Here is a 25,776-nt window from a genome sequence, read left to right as displayed (position 1 = left end):
CCCGGTGGGCACTCCGCTCACTGCTCCCCCTCCCCCAACAGGGGCGGGGGCTCCAGGCGGCCGCCGTCGGGAGGCCTGTCGACCGGATCCAGCATCAGGGCGATGCTCTCGGCCCACGCGTAGTCGGCCAGCACCTCGGGGCCCGCCGCCCGGTCCGTCGCGCGCGTGCGCAGGGATCTGACGGGCCCTCGGACCGTCCAGGCGGTGGAGGCGGCGGAGATCAGCCGGTCGGCCCGCTCGTGGAACTCCGCGCAGTCCGTGTGGTCGTGGGCGCCGGTCCGCCAGAGGGCGAGCGGATGCCCGGCGGCCAGCGCCGCGTGCATCGCCATGAGGCCGTCGCCGCTGCCCACCCGGCCGCAGTACACGGGAACGGTGCCGCCCCCGGCCTCCCGCAGCCGGTCGTACGTCTCCGCCCAGGTCTCCCGGCGGACGCGCGCGGTGTGGGCGTCCGGGCCCGCGCCGGGCACCTCCGCGCGCAGCGGGGCGGCGCGGAGCGGCCCGTGCTCCGCCGCCTCCCAGCGCTCGCGCCATTCGGGGGCCGGTTCCCGGCCGTAGCGGCGGCGGTCGCGGATGACGACGAACCTGCGCTGCCCGAGAGTGGTCGCCCAGGCGTCCTCGGGGCCGCCCTGGGGCGGTTCGAGCCGCCAGGTGTCGAGGGGTTCGTCGAAGAGTTCGCGCGGGAGCACCGCCTCCACGGCGGCCAGGTGCGGTCCGCTGTCGCCGCGCCGCAGGGCGTCCGCGAGCGGCTCGCGCAGGGTCTCCCTGAGCTGGGCCCGTGTGACGCCCCGCTCGTCGAAGTGGAGCGGGCTGACCGTGTGCCCGTCGAGGAGGAGCTTGACCCGCCACGGGTAACGCAGGTCGTAGATCGGGGGGTCGATCTCCAGGAGGACGTCGGCACGCGCGCGGGGTTCGCGTACGGAGAGGGGCGCCGGCCGGCCGGGGCTGACGAGCCGGTCGATCTCGCGCCGCAGGTGCCGGTCGGCGTCGCCCGACTCGTCGACGATCCAGTGGGTGAGGTCCGCGGTGTCGACCCGCTCGCCGTACCGCCCGCGCACGTGCCGGGCGACATGGGCGGCGTACAGGAGCACCGCGTCCAGTTCGAGGTCGCGGACGCCGTCCCTGCGGGGTGCCCGCAGTCCGCGCAGGAGTCCGGCGCCCTCGCTCCAGGTGCGCGGGTCGTCCTCCAGGGCGTCCGGCAGTTCGTCGTCCCTGATCCAGGCCTTGACCTGGTCGACGAGGTCCATGATCTCGCCGGGCGCGGTGGGCGCGGGCAGCTCGGCGAAGTGTCCGTACAGCTGGGTGCGCAGTCCCGGGCTGACGCCCGTGGCGCCGGTGAGACGTCCCTGGGTGCGGGTCCAGTCGGGTCGGTCGTCCAGGGAGCGGTAGCGGGCGAGGTGGTAGCGGTCGTGGGCGCGCAGCGCCTCGCCCATCGCCTCGCCGCCCGGGAGGTCGTGCAGCCGGCGCAGCGCGGTGACGGGGACGACGGCGCCGCCGTCGCGGCCGCGTCCCTTGTTGAGGCCGACGACGGCGCCCTGCTGGTGGTCGACGACGGGCCCGCCGGAGCAGCCTTCGACGGGCATGACCCAGTCGGTGATGAGCGCCTTGCCGTCCGTGCCGATCAGGGTGCCGTGGACGTTCCGGATGCCGAGCTCGCCGGTCTCCCGGGACCAGCCGTGCAGTCCGACGGAGGCCGGCGGGACGGGCGGGCGCTCGCCGAGGCGCACACAGGACGCCTTCTGCGCGCCGGGCACGCGGACGAGCGCGATGTCGGGGAAGGCCCACCGGTCGGGCGGGTCGTCGGGCCGGTCCGGGTACGGCAGGGCGAGCACGACGGTGCCGGTGGTCTCCCTCTTCCCGTCCTCCCAGGTGATGCCGACGGCGGGCTCGTTCCTCCACACCGCGCTTCCCCCCTCGGCCACGACATGGGCGCAGGTCAGCACCCAGCCGGGGGCGATGAAGAAGCCGGTGCCCCAGTACCGGTCGCCGTGCGGGTCATACCCGCAGTCGGGAGCGGCGATGCGTACGAGTGCGGGGCGCACGAGAGCGTCGAAGGCGCTCATGCGGGCTCATCGGCCGCCGGATCCGGTGCGGAGGGGTCGGGTGCGGGTGGCCGGGGTGCGGGAACGGCCGCGGGAACGACCGCCGGATCCGCCGCGGAGTCCGGCTCGGGACCGGCGGCGGGCTCGGCGGCCCGGCCCGGTTCGGTCCAGGTCAGGGAGACGTTCACGGAGGCCTTGCCCGAGCCGTCGGCGAGGACTCCGATCACCTTGCCGGACTGCGCCGACAGTTCGATGCCGAAGCTGACGGCGACCTCCACGGACCCCTGCGGGTCGAGCCCGGCCCGCAGCGAGCCGACCACCCCGCGCACCACGTCCGTGAGTCCGCCGGCCATCGAGACCACCCGGTCCTTGACGCCGGTGTCCTGGAACCCACCGCCCCTGCCGAGTTCCTGCACGTCACTGACCCGGGCCCACACGGGCGTGCCGTCGTCCAGCCGAATACGCGCGATCCCGTGCGTCACAGCGCCCCCGCTCCCCGAAACGATGATGAGGAAGGCTAGTCGGTGGGACTGACGGGCGACAGGGGACGTGGGAGGTTCGGCCTATCCTGAACGCATGTACTTCACCGACCGTGGCATCGAGGAACTGGAGAAGCGGCGCGGCGAGGAGGAAGTCACCTTCGAGTGGCTCGCCGAGCAGCTGCGGACGTTCGTCGATCTCAATCCCGACTTCGAGGTGCCGGTCGAGCGCCTCGCGACCTGGCTGGCCCGTCTCGACGACGAGGACGACGAGGACGAGTAGGGACCGCCCGGAGAACCGGCCGACCCGAGGGGTGACCCCGCGCGCGCGGGGTCACCCCTCGCGCAGTCGGTCGTAGGCGAGGCCGAGCGCGCCGTGGGCGACGAGCAGCGCCCCGGCCGCCGCCCAGCCGCCACTGCGCCGGCCGAGGCCCCAGAGCAGCAGCGGCACTCCCGCGGCGAGCTGCGCCCCGCCCAGGACGCGCGCCCTCGGGCCGCGCAGGTACGGGCCGAGGGGGCCGCCCTCCACCACGTCGAGTTCGGCGCGTACGGCATCCCTCCAGCCCGACCATTCGAGCTGCTCGGCGCCCTGGGCCAGGGCCACGGAGCGGAGCCGGTCGGCGCTCTCGCCGGGGAGGAGCCCGGTCGGCAGGGCGAGCCCGACGCGGCCGAGGACGGCGACGACGCCGAGGAGCCGGGTGGGGGCGTCGGCGTCCGGGTCGGGCTCGGTGAGCGGTTCCAGGGCCTGGACGTCCAGGACGGGGTCGAGCCCGAGCCGCGCGGCGAAGGTGCGCATCGCCTCGTCCTCGCCGACGGGGGTGCCGTCCGCGAGCCAGGTGTAGCCGACCGTGCGGCGGAAGCCGGCGGCGAGCGTGAGACCGGCGCGGTCGCGGTCCCACCAGAACGCGACGACCGGCCAGCCGGCGGCCGAGACGGCGAGGGCGGTGGCCCAGCCGGTGACGACCCGTTCGACCGGCTCCCCGCCGTGGAGCCAGGGCTTCCCCTCCGGTACGAGCACGCTCCAGTCGTCGCCCGCGGGGGCGAGCAGCAGGTGCTCGCGGAGCAGCTGGGCGGGGGGCCGGACCGCCTGGGGATCGGCACGGCAGAGGAGCAGCGCCCCGACGGGATTCGGTCCGGATGTCGCGTTCATGGGCCCTACGCTAGGCCAATTTGTCCGTGTACGGCGCAAATTGCCCCCACCCTGCCAGGGGAGAGTCAGGGTTGACTTCCCTTCACCGCGATATATCGTGTCTATCGAGAAACACGATATGTTGCGTTGCCGAAACGGGAGGTCAGCACCATGACAGAGTGGTCCGTCACCGAGCCGACGAAGCTGGCCCCTGCCGACCCCGTGACCCGCCTGCAGGTCCGCATCGTCAACGGCACGGTGAACGTGGTGGGGACGGACGAGAGTTCCGCCCGCGTGGAGGTCTCCGAGGTCGAGGGGCCGCCGCTGCTCGTGTCCCAGGACGGCTCCACCCTGACCGTGGGCTACGAGGACCTCCAGTGGAAGAGCGCCCTCAAGTGGCTCGACCGCAAGGAGTTCCGGCGCCGGGCCGTCGTCTCCGTCGCCGTCCCCGCGGGCGTCGACGTCGAGGTGACCGTGGTCGGCGCCGAGGCCGTCGTCACCGGCATCACGGGGCGTACGGAGGTGCGCGGCGTCTCCGGCGACACCACCCTCCTCCGACTCTCCGGCCCGGTCCGCGCCGAGAGCGTCTCGGGCAGTCTGGAGGCCCAGTCGGTGACGGGCGCGCTCCGGATCAACTCCGTGACCGGCGACGTGACGGTGATCGAGGGCGCGGGCGCCTCCGTGCGGGCCGAGACCGTCAGCGGCGACATGGTCATCGACCTCGACCCGGCCGAGCTCGACGGGCCGCCCGCCGACATCCGGCTCGCCAGCCTCTCCGGCGAGGTCGCCATCCGCCTCCCCCACCCGGCCGACGCCCGCGTCGAGGCCAACACGACGACAGGCTCCGTGTCGAACGCCTTCGAGGACCTGCGCGTGGCCGGACAGTGGGGCACCAAATCCGTCACCGGCACCCTCGGTTCGGGCCGGGGCACCCTCAAGGCGACGACCGTCTCCGGCTCCATCGCGCTGCTTCGCCGTCCCGAGTCCGACGAGGACGGCGGCCCCACCCCCTCCCCCACCCCCTCCGCGACCGGAAAGGTGCTCTGACATGCCGCCCGTCTTCGCGCACGGCCGCCTGCGTCTCTATCTGCTCAAGCTGCTCGACGAGGCGCCACGCCACGGTTACGAGGTGATCCGCCTCCTGGAAGAGCGCTTCCAGGGCCTGTACGCGCCCTCGGCGGGCACGGTCTACCCGCGCCTGGCCAAGCTGGAGGCCGAAGGCCTCGTCACCCACGCGAGCGAGGGCGGCCGCAAGGTCTACTCGATCACCGACGCCGGCCGTGCCGAGCTGGCCGGGCGCGGCACCGAACTGGACGACCTGGAGCGGGAGATCCGCGAGTCGGTGTCGGAGCTCGCGGCGGAGATCCGTGACGACGTGCGCGGTGCGGCGGGCCGGGTGCGCAGCGAGATGCGCGCGGCGGCGGGCCGGACCCGTGCGGCGGAGTCCTCCTCGTTCACCGAGGCCAAGGAGGAGCTGCGCCGGGTCGGGCAGGAGTGGAAGGAGCAGGCCCGCCAGGCCCGCGCCGAGGCGAAGTCCGCCCGCCACCAGGCGAAGGAGTTCCAGCGGATCGCCCAGCAGGTGCAGGAGGAGGTCCAGGACCGCTTCTCGCGCGGCGACTGGCCCAAGGGGGTCTGGGAGGGCCTCTCGGACATCACGGCCCAGCTCGGCGGTCTCGTGGCGGGCACGACCCACCCGAAGGCCGCCGGCCAGGAACCGCCGTTCGCGGCGGCCCCGGCCGCCGAGGTGCCGGAGTGGGCGCGGGACACGGAGGGCTCGGGCGACCCGGCGCGCGACCTGGACCGGCTCCTCGACCGCTTCCGCGACGAGATCCGGGACGCGGCCCGCGACCACGGGGTGAGCCAGGAGCAGCTGGCCGAGACCCGCGACCAGCTGTCGACGGCCGCGATCCGGATCACCGGCCTGCTGCGGTCCCGCCCGAGAACGTGACCACCGGGGGCTCGGGGGCTCGGCCGAGGACGTGACCGCCGGGGTCACGGGATCCCGGCCGAGAACGTGACAGCCAGGGCCACGGGATCCCGGCCGACAGCGTGACGGCCAGGGTCACGGTGTCCCGGCCACCGGTCTGGCCGCCGTCTCCCGGCAGGGCCTCGGCAGCCTCCCGGCGGGGTCTCAGCGTCGGGTGACGGTCACCGTCACCCGGGAGCCCGGGGCCGCGAGGACCAGGGCCCGTCCGGGGGCCGGGCGGAGCACCAGCGCCCCGCCCCGGGCCGACACCCGCCAATCGCCGGGCGGCAGGGCGAGTTCGGTGACCCGGGAGCCGCGGCGCCCCGCGGAGTCGTACGAGAGGCGGTAGACACCGGCCCCCGAGTCGTAGGCGGCGGAGCGCACCGTGCCCGCGACCACCTCCGCGTAGGGCTCGGCGGTCAGCTCCTTGTTCGTACGGAACGCCCCCGCGTCGTCCACGGCGCAGTAGCCGCCGCCGTAGCACCACTCCCAGCCCGCCCAGCCGGAGCTGTAGCGGCCGAGCGAGGCCATGGCCTCCCGGTAGAAGCGGTTCATGTTCGGCTGGGAGTTGTTGAGCGGCCCCCACTCGCCCACCACCACGGGCACCTTGTACTCCTTCGGGTACAGGGTGACCGCCTGCTCGTAGTTCTCGATCCAGCGGGCCGCCGGGTCGTAGTCCCCACCGGCCTCCATCGCGCCGTTGTAGAAGTGCGGGGCGTAGACGATCTTCGGGTCGTCGATCCGGCCGAGCCCCGTGGGCACGCCCTCGCCCACGATGGGAGTCGGTTCGACGAAGATCCAGCCGTCCTTGTCGACCGAACGGATCGCGTCCGCCACGCGGTTGTACATCGGGGTGATCTGATCCCGCTCGATGCGCCGGGCGGCGGTCGCCAGGTCCTCGTCCTCACGCAGCTCGCCCATCGGCTCGTTGATCGGGTCGTAGCCGAGCACGGCCGGGTGGTCCTCGAAGCGGTCGGCGAGCACCCGCCACATCCGGGCCTGGGCGCGCCGCAGGTCCTCGTCCTCGTACAGGTGGGTGAAGGCCCGCTGCACGGCGGGCTCGAAGTACTCGGAGAACCAGTCGTCGGGGTGCGGCGTGAAGGGCAGTCCGTCGGTCCTGGTCGCCCAGGCGGGCACCCCCCGGTGGCCGAAGGCGGGCCCGAAGACGTCCTGGTGGGCGTCGATGAGGACCCTGACGTCGTGCTTCTCGGCCCAGTCCAGGACCCGTTCGACCTTCCGCAGATAGGACTGGCTGTACTGGCCGGGCCGGGGCTCCAGGTCGTCCCAGAAGACCAGGAGCCGAGCGAAGTTGAAGCCCTTGGCCCGCATGTCGCGGAAGTGCTTCTCGGTGATCCCGGAGAGGGCGGCGTCACCGCTGTGCGCCTTGTCCCCGACGTTCCAGCCGCGCAGGGTGAGTGCGCGGCCGTGCTCGTCGGTGAGCGCGGGTATCGCGCCCCCGCCTGTCCCCGGGCGGTCGGCGGCGGCAGCGGCGGGGACGGTGGGGGCGATCAGCGCGGCGGCGAGGGCGCCCGCGACCAGGGTGGTTCGCCACGCGTGGGTGGTTCGCGACAAGGTAGACCTCCGGCACGACGAAGTGAGCGTTGTTCACGTTTCACGTGCCGGAGATCCCATCAGTCCTACCGACGGGTCATCAAGAGGTCGTCACGAGGTCTTCAGAACGATCTTTCCGAAGAGGTCGCCGGCGGCCAGCCGCTCGAAGCCCTCCCGCGCCCGGTCCAGCGGCAGGACCTCGTCGACGACCGGCCGGAGCCCGGTCGCCGCGCAGAAGGACAACAGGTCCTCCAGCTCGTCCTTGGAACCCATGGTCGAGCCGACGACCTTGAGTTCGAGGAAGAAGATCCGGGTCAGCTCGGCGTGCGCGGGCCGGTCGCCGCTCGTGGCGCCCGAGATGACGAGCGTGCCGCCGGGCCGCAGCGACTTGACCGAGTGGGACCAGGTGGCGGCGCCGACGGTCTCGATGACCGCGTCCACCCGCCGCGGGAGCCGCGCGCCCGGCTCGAACGCCTCGACGGCGCCGAGCTCGACGGCCCGCTTGCGCTTCTCCTCGTCACGGCTGGTGGCGAAGACCCGCAGGCCGGCCGCCTTGCCGAGGGCGATCGCGGCGGTGGCGACACCGCCGCCCGCGCCCTGCACGAGCACGGAGTCCCCGGGCCGTACACCGGCGTTGGTGAAGAGCATGCGGTAGGCGGTCAGCCAGGCGGTGGGCAGACAGGCGGCCTCCTCGAAGGAGAGCTCCTTCGGCTTGGGCAGCACGTTCCAGCGGGGCACGGTCACCCGCTCGGCGAAGGTGCCCTGGTAGTGCTCGGTGAGGATCGACCGGGGCTCGTCGGGTCCGACGCCGTGGCCGGTCTGGCCGATCACGGAGTGCAGGACGACCTCGTTGCCGTCCTCGTCGATCCCGGCGGCGTCGCAGCCGAGGATCATCGGCAGCTTCTCCTCGGGCAGCCCGACCCCGCGCAGCGACCACAGGTCGTGGTGGTTGAGCGAGGCGGCCTTGACGGTGACGGTCGTCCACCCCGGCCGCACCTCGGGTTCGGGACGTTCACCCAATTCGAGGCCGTTCAGGGGCTGGTCGCGGTCGATTCGGGCAGCGTAGGCAGCGAACATGGCCCCGACCCTAGGCGGCCCCGGCCGACCCACGGAACCACACACCCGTGTGACGCGCGTCCCTCCCCCGGGCGGCCGCCGCCACCCGTCCCCCCTGGTGGGCGGCGCCGGAGGGCGAGACCGGGCCCGGGACTCCCCGTACGCGAACCCGGGAACTGGCCGTACGCGAACCCGGGAACTGGCCGTACGCGAACCCGGCTAATCGCCGTACGCGAACCCCGGCGCCCCCCGTACGCGAAAGGGCCCCGTCCTGGGAGGAGGACGGGGCCCTTCACGGGGTGTGCGACGCGTCAGCGCCGGGCGACGCCCTCCGCGCGGGCGGCGGCGGCGACCGCGGCCGCGACGGCCGGGGCGACCCGCTCGTCGAACGGCGACGGGATCACGCAGTCGGCGGCGAGCTGGTCGCCGACGACGTCCGCGATCGCGTTGGCCGCGGCGATCTTCATGCCCTCGGTGATCCGGGAGGCCCGGACCTGGAGCGCGCCGGCGAAGATGCCGGGGAACGCGAGGACGTTGTTGATCTGGTTCGGGTAGTCCGAACGCCCGGTCGCCACGACGGCCGCGTACTTGTGCGCGACGTCGGGGTGGACCTCGGGGTTCGGGTTGGCCATGGCGAACACGAAGGCGTTCGGAGCCATGGAGGCGACGGCCGCCTCGGGGACCGTACCGCCGGAGACGCCGATGAAGACGTCGGCGCCGGCGAGGGCGGCCTCCAGGGAGCCGCTGAGGCCCGCCTTGTTGGTGAGGTCGGCGATCTCGCGCTTGACCGGGTTGAGGTCGTCCCGGTCACGGCTGACGATGCCCTTGCGGTCGGCGACGGCGACGTCGCCGAGCCCGGCCTCCAGGAGGAACTTGGCGATGGCGACCCCGGCCGCGCCGGCGCCGGAGATGACCGCGCGCAGCTCGCCGAGGGTCCGGCCGGTCAGCTTCGCCGCGTTACGGAGGGCGGCGAGGGTGACGATGGCGGTGCCGTGCTGGTCGTCGTGGAAGACGGGGATGTCGAGGCGCTCCTGGAGCTTGCGCTCGATCTCGAAGCACCGCGGCGCCGAGATGTCCTCCAGGTTGACGCCGCCGAAGGACGGGGCCAGCCGGACGACGGTCTCGACGATCTCGTCGGTGTCGGTGGTGGCGAGGGCGATCGGGACCGCGTCCACGCCGCCGAACTGCTTGAAGAGGATGGCCTTCCCCTCCATGACCGGGAGGGAGGCCTCCGGGCCGATGTCACCGAGGCCGAGCACCGCCGTACCGTCGGTCACGACCGCGACGACCTGGGACTTCCAGGTGTAGTCGTTGACCAGGTCGGGCTGCTCGGCGATCGCGGTGCACACCTTGGCGACGCCGGGCGTGTACGCGAGGGACAGGTCGTCCTTGTTCCGGACGGGAACGGTGGCCTGAATGGCCATCTTGCCGCCCCGGTGGAGGGCGAAGACAGGATCGAAGGGCTCCTCCGGAGCTCCTTCCGTACCGCTGTCATTGCGAGGATTGACGATCTCCGCTGCCATTGGGTTGACCCCTTAAGTCTGCTTCGTCTGAGGGTTGGCCGCTCCTGGTGTGGAGCGGTGGGCGGGTCCCGCGGCCGCCGTGTCTGGTAGCCGCGCGGGCGCGCCGCACAACGCGCCCTGAGCCCCGGATGAGGGGTGTAAGGATCCTTCTTACCGGACGGACGGCACCGCAGACGAGTCCATATCCGCTCGGTGACGCGACTCATACCGAGCGCATCCGGACACGGACGGAGGACGACACGTCACCCCATGTCCATATAGGTGCTTCAAGCACCCGATTGGTGGCCTTCGTGTCGTCCGAATGGCGAGATCAACAGGAAATTCTTCGGTGGCGTGGAAGGCATCCAGCAGAAGATCCGGCCCTGATGTACCGGCCTGTTGGCATTCGAGGGTCACCCGTTATCCGATTTTGACATCCGTGGCCGTCGGTTTGAGGCGGTCCGAATGGCAAGATGCCGTAATCACACGAGGTCACGACACTCGAAGAGACGTACGTGACCACTGGCAACTCCCTCACACGCCGGAGGAACCCGATCATGACCGCACGCTCCACGCGCTGTACGACCGCCAAGACCCGCACCTCCCGTCTTGCCGCGGTCGCCGCCATCGCGGTCGTCGGCTCCGTGCTGCTGACCGCCTGTGGCGACCAGACCGAGGGCGGCTCCTCCGCCACCCCGACGAAGGACAGCGGGTCCGCCAACGCCGCCCCGCTCTTCTCGAAGCTCCCCGCCGACATCCAGAAGGCCGGCGTCATCAAGGTCGGCACCGACGCCTCGTACGCCCCGATGGAGTTCACCGAGGGCGGCAAGATCGTCGGCGTCGACCCCGACATCGCCGCGGCCCTGGGCAAGCAGCTCGGTGTCGAGTTCAAGTTCACCTCGGGCACCTTCGACGGTCTGATCACCTCGATCTACAGCGGTCGCCAGGACGTGATCATGTCCTCGATGACGGACAACAAGAAGCGCCAGGAGGGCCTGGACGACAACGGGAAGAAGATCGGCAAGGGCATCGACTTCGTCGACTACTTCAGCTCCGGCGTCTCCCTCCTGGTCAAGAAGGGCAACCCGCAGAACATCAACTCGCTCGACGACCTCTGCGGCAAGACCGTGGCCGTCCAGCGCGGCACGATCTACGAGGACACCTTCAAGGCGCAGGCCACGAAGTGCGGCGCCAACAAGCTGACCATCCAGGCCTTCGACACCGACGCCGAGGCGCAGACCCGCGTCAAGGCCGGCGGCGCCGTGGCCGACCTCAACGACTACCCGGTCGCCGCGTACATCGCGAAGACCTCGGGCGGCGGCAACGACTTCGAGGTCGTCGGCAACCAGAGCGACGTCGGCCTCTTCGGCATCGGCGTCTCGAAGGACAACACGCAGCTGCGCGACGCCATCAAGGAAGCGCTCGACGCGACCATCAAGGACGGCACCTACGCCGATGCCCTGAAGAAGTGGGACGTCTCGGACAGCGCCGTCAAGGCGGCCACCGTCAACGCCGGCCAGTGACGCTCCCCGTCAACGCCGGCAAGTGACCTCCCCGCTCCACTGAAGGGCAGTCGTCATGACTGACAAGATCTCCAAGGACCCGGCCGCCGCTCCGGGCGGGTCCGGCGCCTCGGGTTCCCCGTACGAGGCGATCAAGGCCATCCCCGTGCGGCACTACGGACGCTGGGTCAGCGGCGTCGTGGTGGTCGCGCTGCTCGGATGGCTCATCTACGCCTTCTCCCAGGGCAACATCATCTGGGACACGGTGTGGGACAAGCTGTTCGACCCGTCGATCCTCGACGGCCTCGCGAACACCGTGATCATCAGCGTCTCCTCGATGGCCCTGGGCCTCGTCCTCGGCGTCGTCTTCGCGGTGATGCGGCTGTCCAAGAACCCCGTGACCGGCGCCGTCGCCTGGCTCTACATCTGGTTCTTCCGCGGCACCCCGGTGTACGTGCAGCTGCTGGTGTGGTTCAACCTGTCGCTGATCTTCGAGTACATCAACCTCGGGCCGATCTACAAGAACGAGACCGTCGACGTCATGACGCCGTTCATGGTCGCGCTGCTCGGTCTCGGCCTCAACGAGGGCGCCTACATGGCGGAGATCGTCCGGGCGGGCATCCAGTCCGTCGACGAGGGGCAGACGGAGGCCGCGCACGCGCTCGGCATGTCCCAGACCAAGACCATGGGCCGGGTCGTCCTCCCGCAGGCCATGCGGGTCATCGTGCCGCCGACGGGCAACGAGTTCATCAACATGCTGAAGACCTCGTCCCTCGTCTCGGCCGTGCAGTACACAGAACTCCTGCGGGCCTCGTCGAACATCGGCAGCACGGCGGGCGCCGTGATGGAGATGCTCTTCGTCGCCTCCATCTGGTACCTCGCGCTGACCAGCGTGTTCAGCGTCGGCCAGTACTACCTGGAGCGCCGTTTCGCCCGCGGTTCGACGCGTAACCTGCCGCCCACCCCGTGGCAGCGGGTCAAGACGAACCTCACCACGTTCAAGCGTTCCCCGGAGGCATCGGCATGACCGGTCAGCCCATGGTCAAGGCGGAGGGCGTCCACAAGTCCTACGGCGCCGCCCACATCCTCCGGGGCATCGACCTGGAGGTCCAGAACGGAGAGGTCTTCTGCCTGGTCGGCCCGTCCGGCTCCGGCAAGTCGACCTTCCTCCGCTGCATCAACCACCTGGAGCGGGTCGACGGCGGCCGGCTCTCGGTCGACGGCCAGCTGGTCGGCTACCGGGAGAAGAACGGCAAGCTGTACGAGCTGAAGGACAGCGAGGTCGCGGTCCAGCGCCGTGACATCGGCATGGTCTTCCAGCGCTTCAACCTCTTCCCGCACATGACGGCCCTGGCCAATGTCATGGAGGCGCCGATCCAGGTGAAGGGCGAGTCGAAGGCGGTGGCGCGCGAGCGTGCCGAGCGCCTGCTCGACCGGGTGGGCCTGCGGGAGAAGATGGGGAACTACCCGTCGCAGCTCTCCGGCGGTCAGCAGCAGCGTGTCGCCATCGCCCGCGCGCTGGCGATGGAGCCGAAGCTGATGCTCTTCGACGAGCCGACCTCCGCGCTCGACCCGGAGCTGGTCGGTGACGTCCTGGACGTCATGCGGGACCTCGCCGAGTCGGGCATGACGATGATCGTCGTCACGCACGAGATGGGCTTCGCCCGCGAGGTCGGCGACTCGCTGGTCTTCATGGACGGCGGTGTGGTCGTCGAGTCGGGCAACCCGCGCGACGTCCTCGGCAACCCGCAGCACGACCGGACGAAGGCGTTCCTGTCGAAGGTGCTGTAGCCGGAGACACGGGAAGGGGCGGTACGGGTTCTCCCGTACCGCCCCTTCCCGTTTCCGCGCGGGTTCCCCCGTATCCGCGCGGGCTACTTCACGGCGAGGAGCAGGGTGTCGGAGGGCGAGGCCCAGACGGTCCTGGCCTCGCCGAATCCGGCGGCGAGGAGGGTGTCGGCGTGCCAGCGCGGGGAGGGCGTGTCGCCGTCGGCGTGCTCGCCGTAGATCTCGAAGCGGCGGGCGGTGGGCTCGGCGAGGACGGGGTCCTCGGCGGCGAGGGCCCACCACTCGGCCCAGTCCAGGGCGCCGCCGGTCTTCGCGCGCTCCATGACGGCGTGGCGCTGGGCGCGCTCGGCGGCGTTGATCCGGGGGGTGGTCGCGTCGATCATGTGGTCGGCGTTCAGGAAGACGCCGTCGTCCCGGACGAGACCGGCGAGGCGGCCGTAGAGGGCCGTCAGGGGCTCGCTGTGGAGCCAGTGGAGCGCGGTGGCGGTGAGGACGGCGTCGTACGAGTCGTGGGGCAGCCCGGCGGCCCAGTCGGGGTCCTTGAGGTCGGCGGTCACGAAGGTGACGCGCTCGTCGCCGGCGAAGTACCCCTCGGCGATGGCGAGGAGGGCCGGGTCGAGATCGACACCGGTACTGGTCGCCTCCGGGAACCTCTTGAGGAGCCGATCCGTGATACTTCCCGTACCGCACGCGAGGTCGAGGACGCGGGGCTTCGGCCCCACCAAGGCCTCGACCATGTCGAGCATCACCCGGAAGCGCTCTTCACGGTCCGGCATGTACCACTCCTGCTGACGGTCCCAGCTCTGCTGCCAGGCCGCCCAGTCGGTTCCGGTCATCGCCGTTCCTCCCCCTCTTTGTAATACCCTCTAAGGGTAAACAGTTGTTACCTCTTCCGACCGAGACACTAGCCCGCCGCAGTAAGGACTACAAGTGGAACTGGCCCATTACTCGGATTTCGCCGTACGTCTGGTCAACACCGAGGAGCCGGCCCGCGGCAAGGACTCCCTCACCTCCGTCGAGGTGATCCGGGAGCTCTTCGGCGCGGCCTCCCAGATGGCCCGGCGGGTCACGGAGGCGGACCTGCCCCGCTTCCGGGCGGTACGGACCCGGCTGCGGGCGGTCTTCGCCCTGGCCGACGAGGGCGACCACACGGGGGCCGTCGACCTCCTGAACTCGCTCCTCCTGGAGTTCCCGGTCAGCCCCCAGATCTCCGGCCACGACATCCTCGATGAGAACGGCCGCCCCCGGTGGCACATGCACCTCGCCGACCACTCCTCGAACGCGACCACGGGTTACGCCGCGATCTGCGCGATGGGGCTGGCCTTCCACCTGACCGAGTTCGGCGCCGACCGGCTCGGCCTCTGCCAGGCACCGCCCTGCCGCAACGCGTACCTGGACACGTCCACCAACCGCTCCCGGCGCTACTGCTCCGACCGCTGCGCGACCCGCGCCAACGTGGCCGCCTACCGGGCCCGCAAGCGCCTGGAGGCCGACCGGCCGGACCCGACGGGCCTCACCGCCGAGAACAGCCAGGAGAGCGTCACCCCCAGCGACCGCTGACGCCCCGGCGTCACCGGCCGGTAGCGCGCCCGCACCCGCCCGAGAACCAGCTCGGGCGGTACGGCGCCGAAGACGCGGCTGTCACCCTCGGCGTCCGGGTTGTCGCCGAGCACCCACCAGCCGCCGTCGCGTCGCTCGATCAGCCGCTTCACGATGAGCAGATCCTGCTGGAGCGGATGCCGCACGACGGCCACGCACCCCGGCCGCAGGCGCCCGCCGTAGTGCACGAGCAGCTGATCCCCGTGGAGCAGCGTGGGCACCATGGACACCCCCGTCACCTCGGCGATCCCGAACGGAGCCCCGGCCTCCGCCACTCGCTCCCGCCCCGATTCCCTCATCGGCACCTCCCGCTCCGCCCGCCGGTCCACACGCGCCTCCACCCACACATCCGCTCGTTCACTCGTACACGAGTCCCATGGTGACCCTGGACTTTTGACCTAAGCCCCAGGGGGCGCCCGCGAAATCGCCCTTCTCACCGAGTAATGTCCCACCTGAGAAGACGATCACGAGGAAGGACGGCTCAATGCTCTCCCGCCTGTTTGCCCCCAAGGTGAAGGTCAGCGCCCACTGCGACCTCCCGTGCGGCGTGTACGACCCGGCCCAGGCCCGCATCGAGGCCGAGTCGGTCAAGGCTGTCCAGGAGAAGTACCAGGCGAACGAGGACGCGCACTTCCGCGCCCGCGCCACGGTCATCAAGGAGCAGCGCGCGGAGCTCGCCAAGCACCACGTCTCGGTGCTCTGGAGCGACTACTTCAAGGCCCCGCACTTCGAGAAGTACCCCGAGCTCAACCAGCTGGTCAACGACACCCTGAAGGCCCTCTCGGCCGCCAAGGCGTCGACCGACCCGAAGACGGGCGAGAAGGCGCTGGAGCTCATCGCCGAGATCGACCGCATTTTCTGGGAGACGAAGAAGGCCTGACCTTCTGTTTCCTGTCCGAAGGGGTACGACCGCCTGGCGGTCGTACCCCTTCGGACTTTCCCGCCGCAATACCGACGTACCTACAGAAGGGTGATCTCCATGCGCGTCAAGGCTTTCGACCACCTGGTGCTCAACGTGACCGACGTCGAGAAGGCGCTCGCGTTCTACACCGGCCCCCTGGGGCTCGCCGGCGAACGGGTCGAGGAGTGGCGGGCCGGGAAGGTGTCGTTCCCGTCCGTGCGGATAGACGAGGGCACCGTCATCGACCTCTTCTCGCGCCCGCGCGGCGAGTCCAACGTCGATCACATCTGCCTCGTCGTGGACCCGCTCGACTGGCAGGAGGTCCTCGACGCCGGGACGTTCGACGTCGTCGAGGGCCCCGTCCCCCGCTGGGGCGCCCGTGGTTCCGCCCAGTCGGTCTACGTCAAGGACCCGGACGGCAACACGGTCGAGCTGCGCTGGTACCCGCAGGACGCCACGGAGTAGGGCCTAACCCGGCAGCGCCAGGGCCCGGGCCAGCGCGTCGGCCACCGCGGTCGCGTGGCCGGGGACGTACCGGGTGGTCCACTCGGCGGCCAGCCGGTGGAAGTCGGTCAGATCGCGTTCCGCGTCGGCCAGCAGGCGCCGCAGCTCGGTGACGGGGAGCTCGATCACCGGGCTGTCGGCCCGGTCGGTGTCGACGGTCAGCCGCACCGCGTCGCCGACGCGCTCGGCGAGCGGCGAGGGGTCGTGACCGAAGCCGGCCCACCCGTCCCCGTCGAGGACCTCGAACCAGTCGCGTCGCTCGTCCAGCCCGTTGCAGCAGCCGGGCAGGAGGGTGACGCCCGTCGCGGTGTCGGTGACCCGCAGTCCCCCGGGCGCGAAAAGGTCCTCCACGGTCAGCAGTCCGTGGAGGAAGCTTCCCAGCGGATCGGCGGAGCCCCGCGGGTGATGCCCGTCCGCCGGATCGACGCTGTTGCACTCGGCGACGCGCATCACCGCCGTGCCGACCTCCGCCGCGCCGAGCCGGCCGCTGAGCGGCAGGAAGCCGTACGTCCCCGGGTCCGCGACGGGCCAGAGGCCGAAGTCGTGCGTGCCGAGGATCTCCAGGACGGGGTGAAGGGCGATCATCCGATCAGTGTGCGTCAGTAGGCTTCCTGGCATGACCACGCCCCACCCGTCCTCTCCGCCGCCTCCCGCCTCTCCGGCCTCCACGCCCCCGCGGTTGACCCCAGCGGACGCCCGGGTCCTTCTCCAGCTGCTCCCGGCCGAGATCGGGCCCGGGCTCAGCGAGGCGGAACTCGACGCGGTGGAGGCGCGGTTCGGGTTCGGGTTCTCGGCGGACCATCGGGTGTTCCTCGCCGCCGGGCTGCCCCTCGGGTCGCCGAGCTGGCCGGACTGGCGCGACGGCGACCCCGACGACCTGGCCGACCGGCTGGCCCGGCCGGTCGAGGGCCTGCTCTTCGACGTGGAACACAACGGCTTCTGGCATCCCGGCTGGAGCCCCAGGCCCACGGACCCCACCGAGGCGCTGAAGGTCGCGCGGGCCGCGTCGGCGAGCGTTCCCCCGCTGGTCCCCGTCCACGGCCACCGCTACCTGCCCGGCGCTCCGGGCACCTGGGGGCACCCCGTGCTCTCCGTCCACCAGACCGACGTCATCCTCTACGGGAACGACCTCGCCGACTACGTCCGGCACGAGTTCACCGGCCGGGCGAGCAGCCTCACCGCCCACGCCACCGTCGACTTCTGGTCGTCCTTCGTCGAGGGCGGGGCCGGCGTCGACGTCACCGCCCCCACTCCGTACGCCCCCTACGCCGTCACCCCGCAGGAGGCCGTCGAGTGCCTCCGGATGCTGGCCGTCGAGCGGATCGTCGGCCGGCGGCCCTCGCCGGAACAGTTCATCGAAGCCGGCCTCACCGCCCTCCTGCTCGACGTCGAGGCGGAGTCCCTTCCGCTGCTCGCCGGTCTGACCCGGTCGGAGCACGAACGCGCCGAAGGGCTCTTCGAGCGGGTCCTCGGCGAGCTGGGTCTCGTCGACACCCTGCCCGCGGACGACTCCGGCCTGCCCTGGGAGGCAGCCCGCTGGGAGCTGGTGCGCTGGTGGCTGCGGCTGGTCGTGAACGGGAGCCTCGCCCCCGGGGCCGGGGGCGACCTCGTCACGTACGAGGGCTGGGGCGCCCTGGCCCGGCCGCGGGCGCTCCGGCCGCTCTTCGAGGCGACCGAGGCCCACAACGACCGGGCGGGCTCGCGCGAGCGGCTCGCGGCGGCGATCGTCACGGAGGCCGAGCGGCTGCTCGCCGGGCCCTGGCCACCGCCCCGCGACTGACCCCGCGCGGAGCCGCCTACGCCTCCGTGCGGAGGCTGTAGCGGTGCTTCTCCTTCGACGTGGCGCCCAGCCGGTCGTAGAAGCGGATCGCGCTCTCGTTCCACGCGGGGGTCTGCCACTGGATCTCCGCGAGCCCGAGGCGGCCCGCCTCCGCGCGGACCGCCGCCATCAGGAGCGGGCCCAGGCCGTGGCCCCGGGAGGTCTCCGTGAGGTAGAGGCAGTCCATGTGGAGGTACTCCGTGCCGTCCCAGGTGGAGAGCTCCGGGGCGCAGCTCGCGTAGCCCGCGAGGGTGCCGTCGGGGAGGGCGGCGACCAGACAGCGGAGGCGGGGCGGCTCGGTGCCGAAGAGGAGGCCGGTGAGCCGGTCCGCGAGACCGGGGGCAGGGGGCGCCGCCTTCTCGTACGCCGCGTGCTCGGCGATGAGTTCCACGACCCGCGGCAGGTCCTCGGGGCGTGCGTGTCGGACCTGTGCCTGTGCCGGGTGTGCGCTCATGCCGTCATCATGCACGGCCCCACCGACAGCCTCGCCGCCGTCCCCTGGCGCCGCAGCCACTCGCGGTACGGGGCGGCCCTGAGGGCCACCTCCCGGTAGGCCGCCGCGAGTTCCGCGTACAGCGTGTCCAGGGGCGCCCCGGGGCGCGCGTACAGCAGGAGCCGGACGGCCAGCGGGTCGCCGCGCAGCGGGCGGACGGCCATGTCCTCGCGCGGGACGGAGGTCGGCTGGCAGGGGGCGACGGCCTCGCCGAGGACGATGAGGGAGGCGGCCGTGTGGTAGTCGCCGTGCAGCAGCGGGGGGTCGATGCCGGCGGCGTCCAGGACCCGGCGGAGGCCGTCCCATTCGCCGTCCACGGTCGGGTCGACCATCCAGTGGTCGGCGGCCAGGTCGGCGAGGTCCACCACGGGCCGGGCGGCGGCCGGATGGTCACGGGCCAGGGAGACGAACTGCGGTTCGCGGGCGACCAGGACCCGCTCGCTGAGGCCCTCGGGGACCCGTAAGGGGCAGCCCTCCACCTCGTGCACGAAGGCCACGTCGAGCTGCCCGGCGGCGACGCTCCGCAGCAGCGCGTTGGCGGAGACGTCCATGCGCAGGCCGATGTCGGTGCCGGGCAGCCGCTGGCGGAGCCGGCGCAGCCAGCCCGGGAGCGCCCGGCTCGCGGTGGAGCCGACGCGGAGCCCGAGTCCGTCGGTGCGGGCGGCGGCGGCCCGGGTCTCGGTGACGAGCGCCGCCATGTCGGCGACGAGCGGACGGGCCCGGCTGAGCAAGGAGCGGCCGAGCGGGGTGGGGCGGCAGCCGGTGCGGCCGCGGGAGAAGAGCTCGGCGCCCAGGGAGTTCTCGATGCGGCGCAGCTGGGTGGTCAACGAGGGCTGGCTCATGCCCAGTTGGCGGGCCGCCTTGTGCAGGCTGCCCGTGTCCGCGATGGCGCAGAGCGCGCGCAGGTGTCTCACCTCCAGCTCCATGCCCCGAGGGTAGGGCGGCTCCCTGGCTCGCACCAGATACCCGGAACCCCTCAATCACCTTTGATTTCAAGGGAGTTGAGGGTGTTTCGACCAGGTGATGCGGTGATGCTATCGCCGGTTGACATCATCCCCACGCGCCCCGGCTCCCCCGAGACTCTCTCCCATCCCCTACAGGAGGAGCCCCCCATGCGTCACCCCAAGGTCCTCACCTCTGTCCTGACCACCGCCCTCGGCCTCGGTCTCGCCGCCTCCCTCGGCGCGGCCCCGGCCGTGGCTGCGAGCGCCCCCACCGGCGTCCCGGCCGCCGGCAACGCCGCCGTGGCGTACGCCGGTTCGGCCGAGGAGGCGAAGGCCAACCAGGCCTTCTTCGACGCCGTCGTGAAGTCGGTGGCGAAGAAGCGGGCCGCCGCTCCCGGCGCGGCCGCCGTCACCGTGGTCTACAGCGCCGCCAACGCGCCGAGCTTCCGCAGCCAGATCTCCCGCTCGGCGCAGATATGGAACAGCTCGGTGGTGAACGTCCGGCTCGTCGAGGGCAGCAACCCGGACTTCCGCTACTACGAGGGCAACGACTCCCGTGGCTCGTACGCGAGCACCGACGGCCACGGCAGCGGCTACATCTTCCTCGACTACCGGCAGAACCAGCAGTACAACTCCACCCGTGTGACCGCCCACGAGACGGGGCACGTCCTCGGACTGCCGGACCACTACAGCGGTCCGTGCAGTGAGCTGATGTCGGGCGGCGGCCCCGGCACGTCCTGCCAGAACGCCCAGCCGAACGCCCAGGAGCGGTCCCGCGTCGACCAGCTGTGGCGCTACGGCCTCGCCTCCGCGTTCAAGAGCTGAGCACGCGGAGGACGAGAAGCGGCGGCGCCCCCTCCCCGGGGCGCCGCCGTCCTCGTTCTCCGTTCCGGTGCTCGTGCGCTCAGACCGCCTGGCCGCCTGGCCGCCTGCAGGACGCGGTCAGGCCGCCTGAAGCAGTCGGCGGCCGAAATCGGCGCCGGGCGGCAGCTGGCGCCTGACCCGTTCGAGCGCCCCTTCGAAGTCACCTCCGGCGACGCACGCTTCGAAGGCGGCGCCGCCGTAGTGCAGCGTCAGGCTGAGGTCCGCGCGCTCACCGAGGGTCAGCAGGCAGGCCAGCGTGGCCTGCTGGGAGGTGCCGTCCATGACGACGGGGAGCGGCAGATCCCACTCCAGGACGCAGGCGGTGAGGAGCTGCCCGCCCTCTGCCGCCGCGCTGAGCGCGGCGAAGCCCTCGCCCGTGTACTCGATCCCCCTGATCCGGGTGGCGACATGCCGCCCGTCGGCCGTGATGACGATCGCTTCCGCGCCGCTGCGGTCCCGGTACCAGCCGGTCCAGACTTCCGTCGACTCCGATGACATGCGCGGACTGTAGCCGGAGGACAGGCTCCGGCGCGCGTCCGGTCACCCCGTGGCCTGACTTCTCCCGATCTCGCCGTTCTTGCCGGTCACGTGCGTGCTCGCGGCTTCCGCACCCGCGACGGGACGCGTACCCGCGACCACGTCGGCGGCCGTGCGCACGCTCTCGCCCAGGTCCGCCTCCACGCCCTCGTAGAGCGTGCAGTCCGGGTTGCGGCAGGGCTGCACTTCCCACTCCGGCACCCAGGCCCCGAGGACCTTGTGCCGGGTGGCCGTCGTCACCCGCGGCTGCCCGCAGGCCGGGCAGTCGTGCTCGGACCTGGGGTCCCGCGTCGTGTGAGGCGCCTCGTCACCCATAGGACCAGGGTAGGACGGCTCGCACGGGAGCGCCTGCCGCCGTCACCGCTTCCTGGTGTACGTGCGGACGAACGCGCCGTTGCCGAAGACGCGGAGGTCGTTCAGCTCGAAGTCGCGGGGCTCGAAGTCGGCGCCGAACATCGGCATGCCGGAGCCGTAGACCTGCGGGTAGGTCTTGATGATCAGCTCGTCGATCTCCTCGATGAGCTCGCCCGCGATCGTGGAGCCTCCGCAGAGCCAGATGTCCAGGGGGCCGTCCTCGGCCTTGAGCTCGCGGACGCGGCCGACGAGGTCGTCGGCGATCAGCTCCACGTTGGCGTCGGGCGACTCGGCCAGCGAGCGGGTGGCGACGATCTCCCGCAGATGGCCGTACGGGCTGGTGACACCGATATCCAGGGCGAGCCGGTACGAGCCCAGCCCCTGGACGACGGTGTCGAACCGCTGGTTCTCGGCGTCGATCCCGAGCATCTCCCGGCCCGGCGCCGAGACGGTCTCCGGGTACTCGCCGCCCAGGAACTCCAGGAACTCTGCGTCCACGAACTGGTACATGGAGGTGGCATCGCCCTTGGGGTCACCGATGAAGCCATCGATGGTGCAGGCGATGAAGTACGTGAGCTTGCGCAAACCGGTCCTCTTCCACTACGGATCGTGGCCGCGATCGCAACCACGACGGCTATAGTGCTTCACCTGTAGTGGTTACGCAAGCCCTATTTTCGAAGAAGGAGGAACGACATGGCGAGAAACCCCGAACGACGTACGGCGCTGCTCGACGCCGCCATCCAGGTCCTGGCGGACGAAGGCGCCCGCGGGCTGACCTTCCGCGCGGTCGACGCCTGCGCCGGGGTCCCCACGGGCACCTCGTCCAACTACTTCCGCGACCGGGACCAGGTGCTCTCCGAGGTCGCCGACCGGATCTTCGTACGGCTCACCCCCGAGCCCGGAGCCATCGAGACCGCCCTGCTGCCGGCGCCGAGCCGCGCCCTGGTCGTCGAGCTCATGCGCCAGGTCGCCCAGCGGCTCGCCGCCGAGCGCACCTGCTACCTCGGGCTCTTCGAGCTCCGGCTCGAAGCGGTGCGCCGCCCCGAGCTGCGGACCCAGCTCACCAAGGTGCTCCGGGGCGATCTGGACGCGAACATCCAGCTGCACCTGGCAGCCGGGATGCCCGGGGACGCGGACACCGTCCGGCTGCTCTACTTCGCCCTCACCGGGCTGCTGCTCGACCACTTCACGGTCCCCGGCCTGCACGGCGACCGGGACCTGGACGACCTGATCGAGACCGTGGTCAACCGGATCGTCCCCGAGGCGTGACGAAGCCCCGACCCCTCAGCGCGTACGCCGCGTGACGAACTCCGCGAGCGCCAGCATGTCCCCCGCCGCCGCCAGGTCCGGGACCGCCTGGGCCAGATGCTCGACGGCGCGGCCCATCCGCTCGGCCGCCTGGTCCTGCGCCCAGTCGCGCCCGCCGGCCCGCTCGACCGCGTCCGCGGCCGCCCGTACCGCCGCGGCGTCGAGGACCGGGCGGGCGTACAGCTCGGCCAGCTCGTCGCCCGCCGGCGTCCCCGAGGCGAGCGCCGCCACCACCGGCAGCGACTTCTTGTGGGCGACCAGATCGGCCCCGGCGGGCTTGCCCGTACGGTCCGGGTCGCCCCAGATCCCGATGAGGTCGTCGATCAGCTGGAAGGCGAGGCCCGCCTCCCGGCCGAACGCGTCCATCGCCGCGACCTCCTCCTCCCCCGCGCCCGCGTAGAGCGCGCCGATGGCACAGGAGGCGCCGAGCAGCGCGCCGGTCTTGGCGGTGGCCATCGCCAGGCACTCGTCGAGGGAGACCTCACGCGGCGCCCGCTGCTCGAAGGCGCAGTCGGCCTGCTGTCCGGCGCAGAGCTCGATGACGCAGGCGGCGAGCCGGGCGGAGGCGGCCGCCGAGGCGGGGTGCGGATCCTCGGCGAGCATCCGCAGGGCGAGCGCGCTCATCGCGTCACCGGCGATCAGCGCGTCCGGGATGCCGAAGACCGTCCAGGCGGTGGGCCGGTGCCGCCGGGTCACGTCCTCGTCGACGATGTCGTCGTGGAGCAGGGTGAAGTTGTGCGCGAGCTCCACCGCGGCCGCGGCCTTCACCGCCGGGGCCTCGTCCGCGCCGAGCGCGCGGGTCGCCGCGAGGACCAGGGCGGGCCGGATGGCCTTGCCCGGCGGCTCCGTGGCCGGGGTGCCGTCGGCGTGCTCCCAGCCGAAGTGGTACATCGCGACCCGCCGTATCGAACCGGGCAGGGTCTCGACGGTCGAGCGCAGTTGGGGATGGACGGCCGTCCGCGTCCGGTCCAGGAGCCGCACGGCCCCCTGACCGTCGGTGACGGCATCCCCGCCGGCAATGGTCAAGGTCACTTCCTTCGTTTCCTCCGTGGCGATGCTGCGCGGCGACGGGCCGGGAGCGCCCGGGGGCGGGAGGGTTCGGTCCCCGCCCCCGGGCGTCGTCGGCTCAGCGCCAGCGGCTGACCTCGACGTTCTCCAGGACCCCGAGCGCGTCCGGGACGAGGATCGCCGCCGAGTAGTAGGCCGTGACCAGGTAGGAGATGATCGCCTGCTCGTCGATGCCCATGAAGCGGACGGAGAGGCTCGGCTCGATCTCGTCGGGGATGCCGGTCTGGTGCAGACCGATCACGCCCTGGTCGGCCTCGCCCGTACGCATGCAGATGATCGAGGTGGTCCGGGCGTCCGAGACCGGGATCTTGTTGCAGGGGTAGATCGGCACTCCGCGCCAGGTCGGGATGCGGTTGCCGTTGATGTCGATCGTCTCGGGCACCAGACCGCGCTTGTTGAGCTCGCGGCCGAAGGCGGCGATGGCACGCGGGTGGGCGAGGAAGAGCTTGGATCCCCGGCGGCGGGAGAGCAGCTCGTCCATGTCGTCGGGGCTGGGGGCGCCGTCGTGGGGCTGGAGGCGCTGCCCGTAGTCGCAGTTGGCGAGGAGGCCGAACTCCTTGTTGTTGACCAGCTCGTACTCCTGGCGCTCGCGGAGCGCCTCGACCGTGAGCCGCAACTGCTGCTCGGTCTGGTTCATCGGCTGGTTGTAGAGATCGGCGACGCGGCTGTGCACCTTCAGCACGGTCTGGGCGACGCTCAGCTCGTACTCACGGGGCGAGGCGTCGTAGTCGACGTAGGTGTGCGGGACGACGGCCTCGCCGACGTGGCCCGCGGAGAGGTCGATCTCGGCCTCGCCGAAGTGGTTGGTCCGCTGGTGCGGCAGGGCGGCCACGCTCGCGAGGTGGGCGGCGAGCGAGCCGGCCCGCTCCGCGAGGTTCCGTACGTCGTCCCTGGTGAGCTCCAGGACCGTACATGCGGTGGCGGCGCGGGCGGACCACTCCCAGGTGGCGTCCGGGTCGACGAGGGCGTTGTCGCCGAAGTAGGCGCCGTCGGCGAGGACTCCGAGGACGGCCTCGTCGCCGTACGGCCCCTCGCCGATCTGCTCGATCCTTCCGTGCGCGAGGAGGTGGACCCGGTCGGTCGGCTCGCCGGCGACGGCGACGACCTCACCGGCCGCGTACTCCCGCTGGCGGCAGCGGGCCGCGAGCTCGGCCAGGGCCTCCTCGTCCTCGTAGCCGCGCAGGACGGGGAGTTCGCCGAGTTCGGCGGGGATGACCGCGACGCGCTCTCCGGTCTGGACGAAGGTGACCCGGCCGTCCCCCACGGAGTAGCTGAGCCTCCGGTTCACCCGGTACGTACCACCCTGCACCTGGACCCAGGGCAGCGCCCGCAGCAGCCACCGTGAGGTGATCTCCTGCATCTGCGGCGCCGACTTGGTGGTCGTGGCGAGGTTCCGCGCGGCAGCGGTGCCGAGACTCTGCTGCGGCGCCTGCTGCTCCGCGACGCGTACCTCGTCGCCAACCGAACCAACGGACATGGAACTCCCTCTCGTATGACTGAGTTGCGAGTTGAAGCCTTTCAGCACGGAACGTGTCGGCGCCATTACACATTCGAGTGGGACTGTTCGACGATCTTCGGGGCATGTCACGTGATTTCCATCCGAACAGCGGAGTCCCACCCGCTCCACGGGACCCTGTCCGGATCGGCTCGCACACGGCCCGAACGGATGGCGGCGGAGGAGCGGACTCCGGTACTCCGGAACCTCCGGTACGCCGGACTCCGGTTACTCCGGTACTCCGGCGCTCCGGGAGCCCCCACCCGTCCTCCGAAGGGAGTCGGTCATGTCCAGCCCCATGTCAGCGAGCAGGTTCCTCGACGCGCTGCGCGACGCGGGCCTCACGGTCGTGCAGGTCGGCGCATGGTCCACCCACAACCGCAACCACAAGGGACCCTGGGGCCCCGTGCACGGCGTGATGATCCATCACACCGTGACCCGCGGGACCGCGAACACCGTCCGGATCTGCCGGGACGGCTACGGGGGCCTGCCGGGGCCGCTCTGTCACGGCGTGATCGCCAAGGACGGCACCGTCCATCTCGTCGGCTACGGCCGCGCGAACCACGCGGGCCTCGGCGACGACGAGGTCCTCAGGGCGGTCATCGCCGAGCAGGGCCTGCCCCGGGACGACGAGGCCACCACGGACGGCAACCGGTACTTCTACGGCTTCGAGTGCGAGAACCTCGGCGACGGCGAGGACCCGTGGCCGAAGGTCCAGCTGGAGGCCATCGCGAAGGCGGCGGCCGCGCTGTGCCGGGTGCACGGCTGGACGCAGCGCTCGGTCATCGGGCACCTGGAGTGGCAGCCGGGGAAGGTGGACCCGCGCGGCTTCACGATGGCCTCGATGCGCGAGCGGGTTGCCGACCTCCTGCGCTGAC

Annotated in this window: 29 protein-coding genes; 13 read left to right on the top strand and 16 right to left on the bottom strand. The window is 71.8% G+C overall.

All coding sequences use genetic code 11. The features are described 5' to 3' along the window. Window positions 1–17: 17 nt before the first annotated feature. Together ACIP8Z_RS25230 and ACIP8Z_RS25225 are read right to left on the bottom strand one after the other, a co-directional pair. Window positions 18–2,060 carry a trypsin-like peptidase domain-containing protein gene (locus tag ACIP8Z_RS25230; protein WP_402087088.1) on the bottom strand — a complete coding sequence of 681 codons (2,043 nt, stop codon included), beginning with the start codon at window positions 2,058–2,060 and terminating at the stop codon, window positions 18–20. Continuing rightward, window positions 2,057–2,521, bottom strand: coding sequence for a CU044_2847 family protein (locus ACIP8Z_RS25225; protein WP_402087085.1), 465 nt, complete (start codon window positions 2,519–2,521; stop codon window positions 2,057–2,059). The genes ACIP8Z_RS25230 and ACIP8Z_RS25225 overlap by 4 nt, the downstream gene beginning before the upstream one ends. A gap of 94 nt (window positions 2,522–2,615) precedes the next feature. Between ACIP8Z_RS25225 and ACIP8Z_RS25220 the strand changes: the two genes are divergently transcribed. Beyond that, the gene (locus ACIP8Z_RS25220) at window positions 2,616–2,801 is read left to right on the top strand and encodes a DUF6104 family protein (protein ID WP_010061466.1); all 186 of its coding nucleotides are present in this window, start codon (window positions 2,616–2,618) and stop codon (window positions 2,799–2,801) included. A 51-nt stretch (window positions 2,802–2,852) separates the two neighbouring features. Here the strand turns inward: ACIP8Z_RS25220 and ACIP8Z_RS25215 are convergent, their stop codons facing one another. After that, window positions 2,853–3,668, bottom strand: coding sequence for a hypothetical protein (locus tag ACIP8Z_RS25215; protein ID WP_402087082.1), 816 nt, complete (start codon window positions 3,666–3,668; stop codon window positions 2,853–2,855). 150 nt (window positions 3,669–3,818) lie between these two features. Between ACIP8Z_RS25215 and ACIP8Z_RS25210 the strand changes: the two genes are divergently transcribed. Both ACIP8Z_RS25210 and ACIP8Z_RS25205 read left to right on the top strand, forming a co-directional pair. Then, complete coding sequence (locus tag ACIP8Z_RS25210) at window positions 3,819–4,694, top strand: DUF4097 family beta strand repeat-containing protein (RefSeq protein ID WP_402087080.1); 876 nt, start codon at window positions 3,819–3,821, stop codon at window positions 4,692–4,694. 1 nt (window position 4,695) lies between these two features. Further along, window positions 4,696–5,595, top strand: coding sequence for a PadR family transcriptional regulator (locus tag ACIP8Z_RS25205; RefSeq protein WP_402087077.1), 900 nt, complete (start codon window positions 4,696–4,698; stop codon window positions 5,593–5,595). A 183-nt stretch (window positions 5,596–5,778) separates the two neighbouring features. Here ACIP8Z_RS25205 and ACIP8Z_RS25200 read toward each other — a convergent pair whose 3' ends face one another. The 3 genes from ACIP8Z_RS25200 to ACIP8Z_RS25190 form a co-directional block, all read right to left on the bottom strand. Beyond that, entirely contained in the window at window positions 5,779–7,185 is a 1,407-nt protein-coding gene (locus tag ACIP8Z_RS25200; protein WP_402087075.1) for a cellulase family glycosylhydrolase, read from the bottom strand. A 90-nt stretch (window positions 7,186–7,275) separates the two neighbouring features. Beyond that, window positions 7,276–8,241, bottom strand: coding sequence for a zinc-binding dehydrogenase (locus ACIP8Z_RS25195; protein ID WP_209496771.1), 966 nt, complete (start codon window positions 8,239–8,241; stop codon window positions 7,276–7,278). Window positions 8,242–8,531: 290 nt separating this feature from the next. Further along, window positions 8,532–9,743 carry an NADP-dependent malic enzyme gene (locus ACIP8Z_RS25190; RefSeq protein WP_402087072.1) on the bottom strand — a complete coding sequence of 404 codons (1,212 nt, stop codon included), beginning with the start codon at window positions 9,741–9,743 and terminating at the stop codon, window positions 8,532–8,534. A gap of 536 nt (window positions 9,744–10,279) precedes the next feature. Here ACIP8Z_RS25190 and ACIP8Z_RS25185 point away from each other — a divergent pair. Genes ACIP8Z_RS25185 through ACIP8Z_RS25175 form a run of 3 tightly spaced genes read left to right on the top strand, consistent with a single transcriptional unit; the run spans window position 10,280 to window position 13,015 of the window. After that, window positions 10,280–11,245 carry an ABC transporter substrate-binding protein gene (locus ACIP8Z_RS25185; RefSeq protein ID WP_402087069.1) on the top strand — a complete coding sequence of 322 codons (966 nt, stop codon included), beginning with the start codon at window positions 10,280–10,282 and terminating at the stop codon, window positions 11,243–11,245. 55 nt (window positions 11,246–11,300) lie between these two features. Then, window positions 11,301–12,251, top strand: coding sequence for an amino acid ABC transporter permease (locus tag ACIP8Z_RS25180; RefSeq protein ID WP_319309903.1), 951 nt, complete (start codon window positions 11,301–11,303; stop codon window positions 12,249–12,251). After that, window positions 12,248–13,015, top strand: coding sequence for an amino acid ABC transporter ATP-binding protein (locus ACIP8Z_RS25175; protein WP_402087066.1), 768 nt, complete (start codon window positions 12,248–12,250; stop codon window positions 13,013–13,015). Before ACIP8Z_RS25180 ends, ACIP8Z_RS25175 begins: the two co-directional genes overlap by 4 nt. Before the next feature lie 83 nt (window positions 13,016–13,098). On the opposite strand, the gene ACIP8Z_RS25170 is transcribed toward ACIP8Z_RS25175, so the two are convergent. Further along, window positions 13,099–13,848, bottom strand: a complete 750-nt coding sequence (locus ACIP8Z_RS25170) for a class I SAM-dependent methyltransferase (protein WP_402087064.1) — start codon at window positions 13,846–13,848, stop codon at window positions 13,099–13,101. Window positions 13,849–13,942: 94 nt separating this feature from the next. Here ACIP8Z_RS25170 and ACIP8Z_RS25165 point away from each other — a divergent pair, with 94 nt between their 5' ends. Next, the gene (locus ACIP8Z_RS25165; RefSeq protein ID WP_402087062.1) at window positions 13,943–14,572 is read left to right on the top strand and encodes a CGNR zinc finger domain-containing protein; all 630 of its coding nucleotides are present in this window, start codon (window positions 13,943–13,945) and stop codon (window positions 14,570–14,572) included. Here ACIP8Z_RS25165 and sodX read toward each other — a convergent pair. Next, window positions 14,476–14,952, bottom strand: coding sequence for a nickel-type superoxide dismutase maturation protease (gene sodX, locus ACIP8Z_RS25160; protein WP_402087059.1), 477 nt, complete (start codon window positions 14,950–14,952; stop codon window positions 14,476–14,478). The two genes, ACIP8Z_RS25165 and sodX, sit on opposite strands and share 97 nt — an antisense overlap. 143 nt (window positions 14,953–15,095) lie before the next feature. Between sodX and sodN the strand changes: the two genes are divergently transcribed. Together sodN and ACIP8Z_RS25150 are read left to right on the top strand one after the other, a co-directional pair. Further along, the gene (gene sodN / locus ACIP8Z_RS25155; RefSeq protein WP_030320908.1) at window positions 15,096–15,491 is read left to right on the top strand and encodes a superoxide dismutase, Ni; all 396 of its coding nucleotides are present in this window, start codon (window positions 15,096–15,098) and stop codon (window positions 15,489–15,491) included. Window positions 15,492–15,590: 99 nt separating this feature from the next. Then, the gene (locus ACIP8Z_RS25150) at window positions 15,591–15,977 is read left to right on the top strand and encodes a VOC family protein (RefSeq protein WP_389038956.1); all 387 of its coding nucleotides are present in this window, start codon (window positions 15,591–15,593) and stop codon (window positions 15,975–15,977) included. A gap of 3 nt (window positions 15,978–15,980) precedes the next feature. Here the strand turns inward: ACIP8Z_RS25150 and ACIP8Z_RS25145 are convergent, their stop codons facing one another. Next, the gene (locus tag ACIP8Z_RS25145; RefSeq protein ID WP_402087057.1) at window positions 15,981–16,601 is read right to left on the bottom strand and encodes a hypothetical protein; all 621 of its coding nucleotides are present in this window, start codon (window positions 16,599–16,601) and stop codon (window positions 15,981–15,983) included. Between the two features lie 31 nt (window positions 16,602–16,632). Between ACIP8Z_RS25145 and ACIP8Z_RS25140 the strand changes: the two genes are divergently transcribed. Beyond that, on the top strand, window positions 16,633–17,796 hold the full coding sequence (locus ACIP8Z_RS25140) for a hypothetical protein (protein ID WP_402087054.1): 1,164 nt from the start codon (window positions 16,633–16,635) through the stop codon (window positions 17,794–17,796). Window positions 17,797–17,812: 16 nt separating this feature from the next. Here ACIP8Z_RS25140 and ACIP8Z_RS25135 read toward each other — a convergent pair whose 3' ends face one another. Beyond that, window positions 17,813–18,289: a GNAT family N-acetyltransferase gene (locus ACIP8Z_RS25135; protein ID WP_402087052.1), complete on the bottom strand. Its 477-nt coding sequence runs from the start codon at window positions 18,287–18,289 to the stop codon at window positions 17,813–17,815. Continuing rightward, entirely contained in the window at window positions 18,286–19,254 is a 969-nt protein-coding gene (locus ACIP8Z_RS25130; RefSeq protein ID WP_402087050.1) for a LysR substrate-binding domain-containing protein, read from the bottom strand. Before ACIP8Z_RS25130 ends, ACIP8Z_RS25135 begins: the two co-directional genes overlap by 4 nt. 186 nt (window positions 19,255–19,440) lie before the next feature. Between ACIP8Z_RS25130 and snpA the strand changes: the two genes are divergently transcribed. Next, window positions 19,441–20,097: a snapalysin gene (gene snpA / locus ACIP8Z_RS25125; RefSeq protein ID WP_402087047.1), complete on the top strand. Its 657-nt coding sequence runs from the start codon at window positions 19,441–19,443 to the stop codon at window positions 20,095–20,097. Window positions 20,098–20,214: 117 nt separating this feature from the next. Here snpA and ACIP8Z_RS25120 read toward each other — a convergent pair whose 3' ends face one another. Genes ACIP8Z_RS25120 through ACIP8Z_RS25110 form a run of 3 tightly spaced genes read right to left on the bottom strand, consistent with a single transcriptional unit; the run spans window position 20,215 to window position 21,612 of the window. Continuing rightward, window positions 20,215–20,634: a DUF6304 family protein gene (locus ACIP8Z_RS25120; protein ID WP_402087044.1), complete on the bottom strand. Its 420-nt coding sequence runs from the start codon at window positions 20,632–20,634 to the stop codon at window positions 20,215–20,217. 42 nt (window positions 20,635–20,676) lie between these two features. Then, window positions 20,677–20,988: a hypothetical protein gene (locus tag ACIP8Z_RS25115; protein ID WP_402087042.1), complete on the bottom strand. Its 312-nt coding sequence runs from the start codon at window positions 20,986–20,988 to the stop codon at window positions 20,677–20,679. A 42-nt stretch (window positions 20,989–21,030) separates the two neighbouring features. Continuing rightward, complete coding sequence (locus ACIP8Z_RS25110) at window positions 21,031–21,612, bottom strand: dihydrofolate reductase family protein (RefSeq protein WP_402087040.1); 582 nt, start codon at window positions 21,610–21,612, stop codon at window positions 21,031–21,033. A 108-nt stretch (window positions 21,613–21,720) separates the two neighbouring features. Here ACIP8Z_RS25110 and ACIP8Z_RS25105 point away from each other — a divergent pair, with 108 nt between their 5' ends. Beyond that, window positions 21,721–22,296 (top strand): TetR/AcrR family transcriptional regulator, encoded by a 576-nt coding sequence (locus ACIP8Z_RS25105; protein WP_402087037.1) that lies wholly within the window; start codon window positions 21,721–21,723, stop codon window positions 22,294–22,296. 15 nt (window positions 22,297–22,311) lie between these two features. Here the strand turns inward: ACIP8Z_RS25105 and ACIP8Z_RS25100 are convergent, their stop codons facing one another. Together ACIP8Z_RS25100 and ACIP8Z_RS25095 are read right to left on the bottom strand one after the other, a co-directional pair. Next, on the bottom strand, window positions 22,312–23,361 hold the full coding sequence (locus ACIP8Z_RS25100) for a family 2 encapsulin nanocompartment cargo protein polyprenyl transferase (RefSeq protein WP_402087496.1): 1,050 nt from the start codon (window positions 23,359–23,361) through the stop codon (window positions 22,312–22,314). Window positions 23,362–23,461: 100 nt separating this feature from the next. Further along, complete coding sequence (locus ACIP8Z_RS25095; protein WP_402087035.1) at window positions 23,462–24,880, bottom strand: family 2B encapsulin nanocompartment shell protein; 1,419 nt, start codon at window positions 24,878–24,880, stop codon at window positions 23,462–23,464. A gap of 304 nt (window positions 24,881–25,184) precedes the next feature. On the opposite strand from ACIP8Z_RS25095, the gene ACIP8Z_RS25090 reads away from it, so the two are divergent. Beyond that, window positions 25,185–25,775 carry an N-acetylmuramoyl-L-alanine amidase gene (locus tag ACIP8Z_RS25090; protein ID WP_402087032.1) on the top strand — a complete coding sequence of 197 codons (591 nt, stop codon included), beginning with the start codon at window positions 25,185–25,187 and terminating at the stop codon, window positions 25,773–25,775. Window position 25,776 lies beyond the last annotated feature (1 nt).

This window comes from Streptomyces sp. NPDC088553 (assembly GCF_044752965.1).
Lineage (GTDB): Bacteria > Actinomycetota > Actinomycetes > Streptomycetales > Streptomycetaceae > Streptomyces.
The sequence above is the reverse complement of the archived record's forward strand: the minus strand, read 5'-3'. Positions and strand labels throughout refer to the sequence as shown.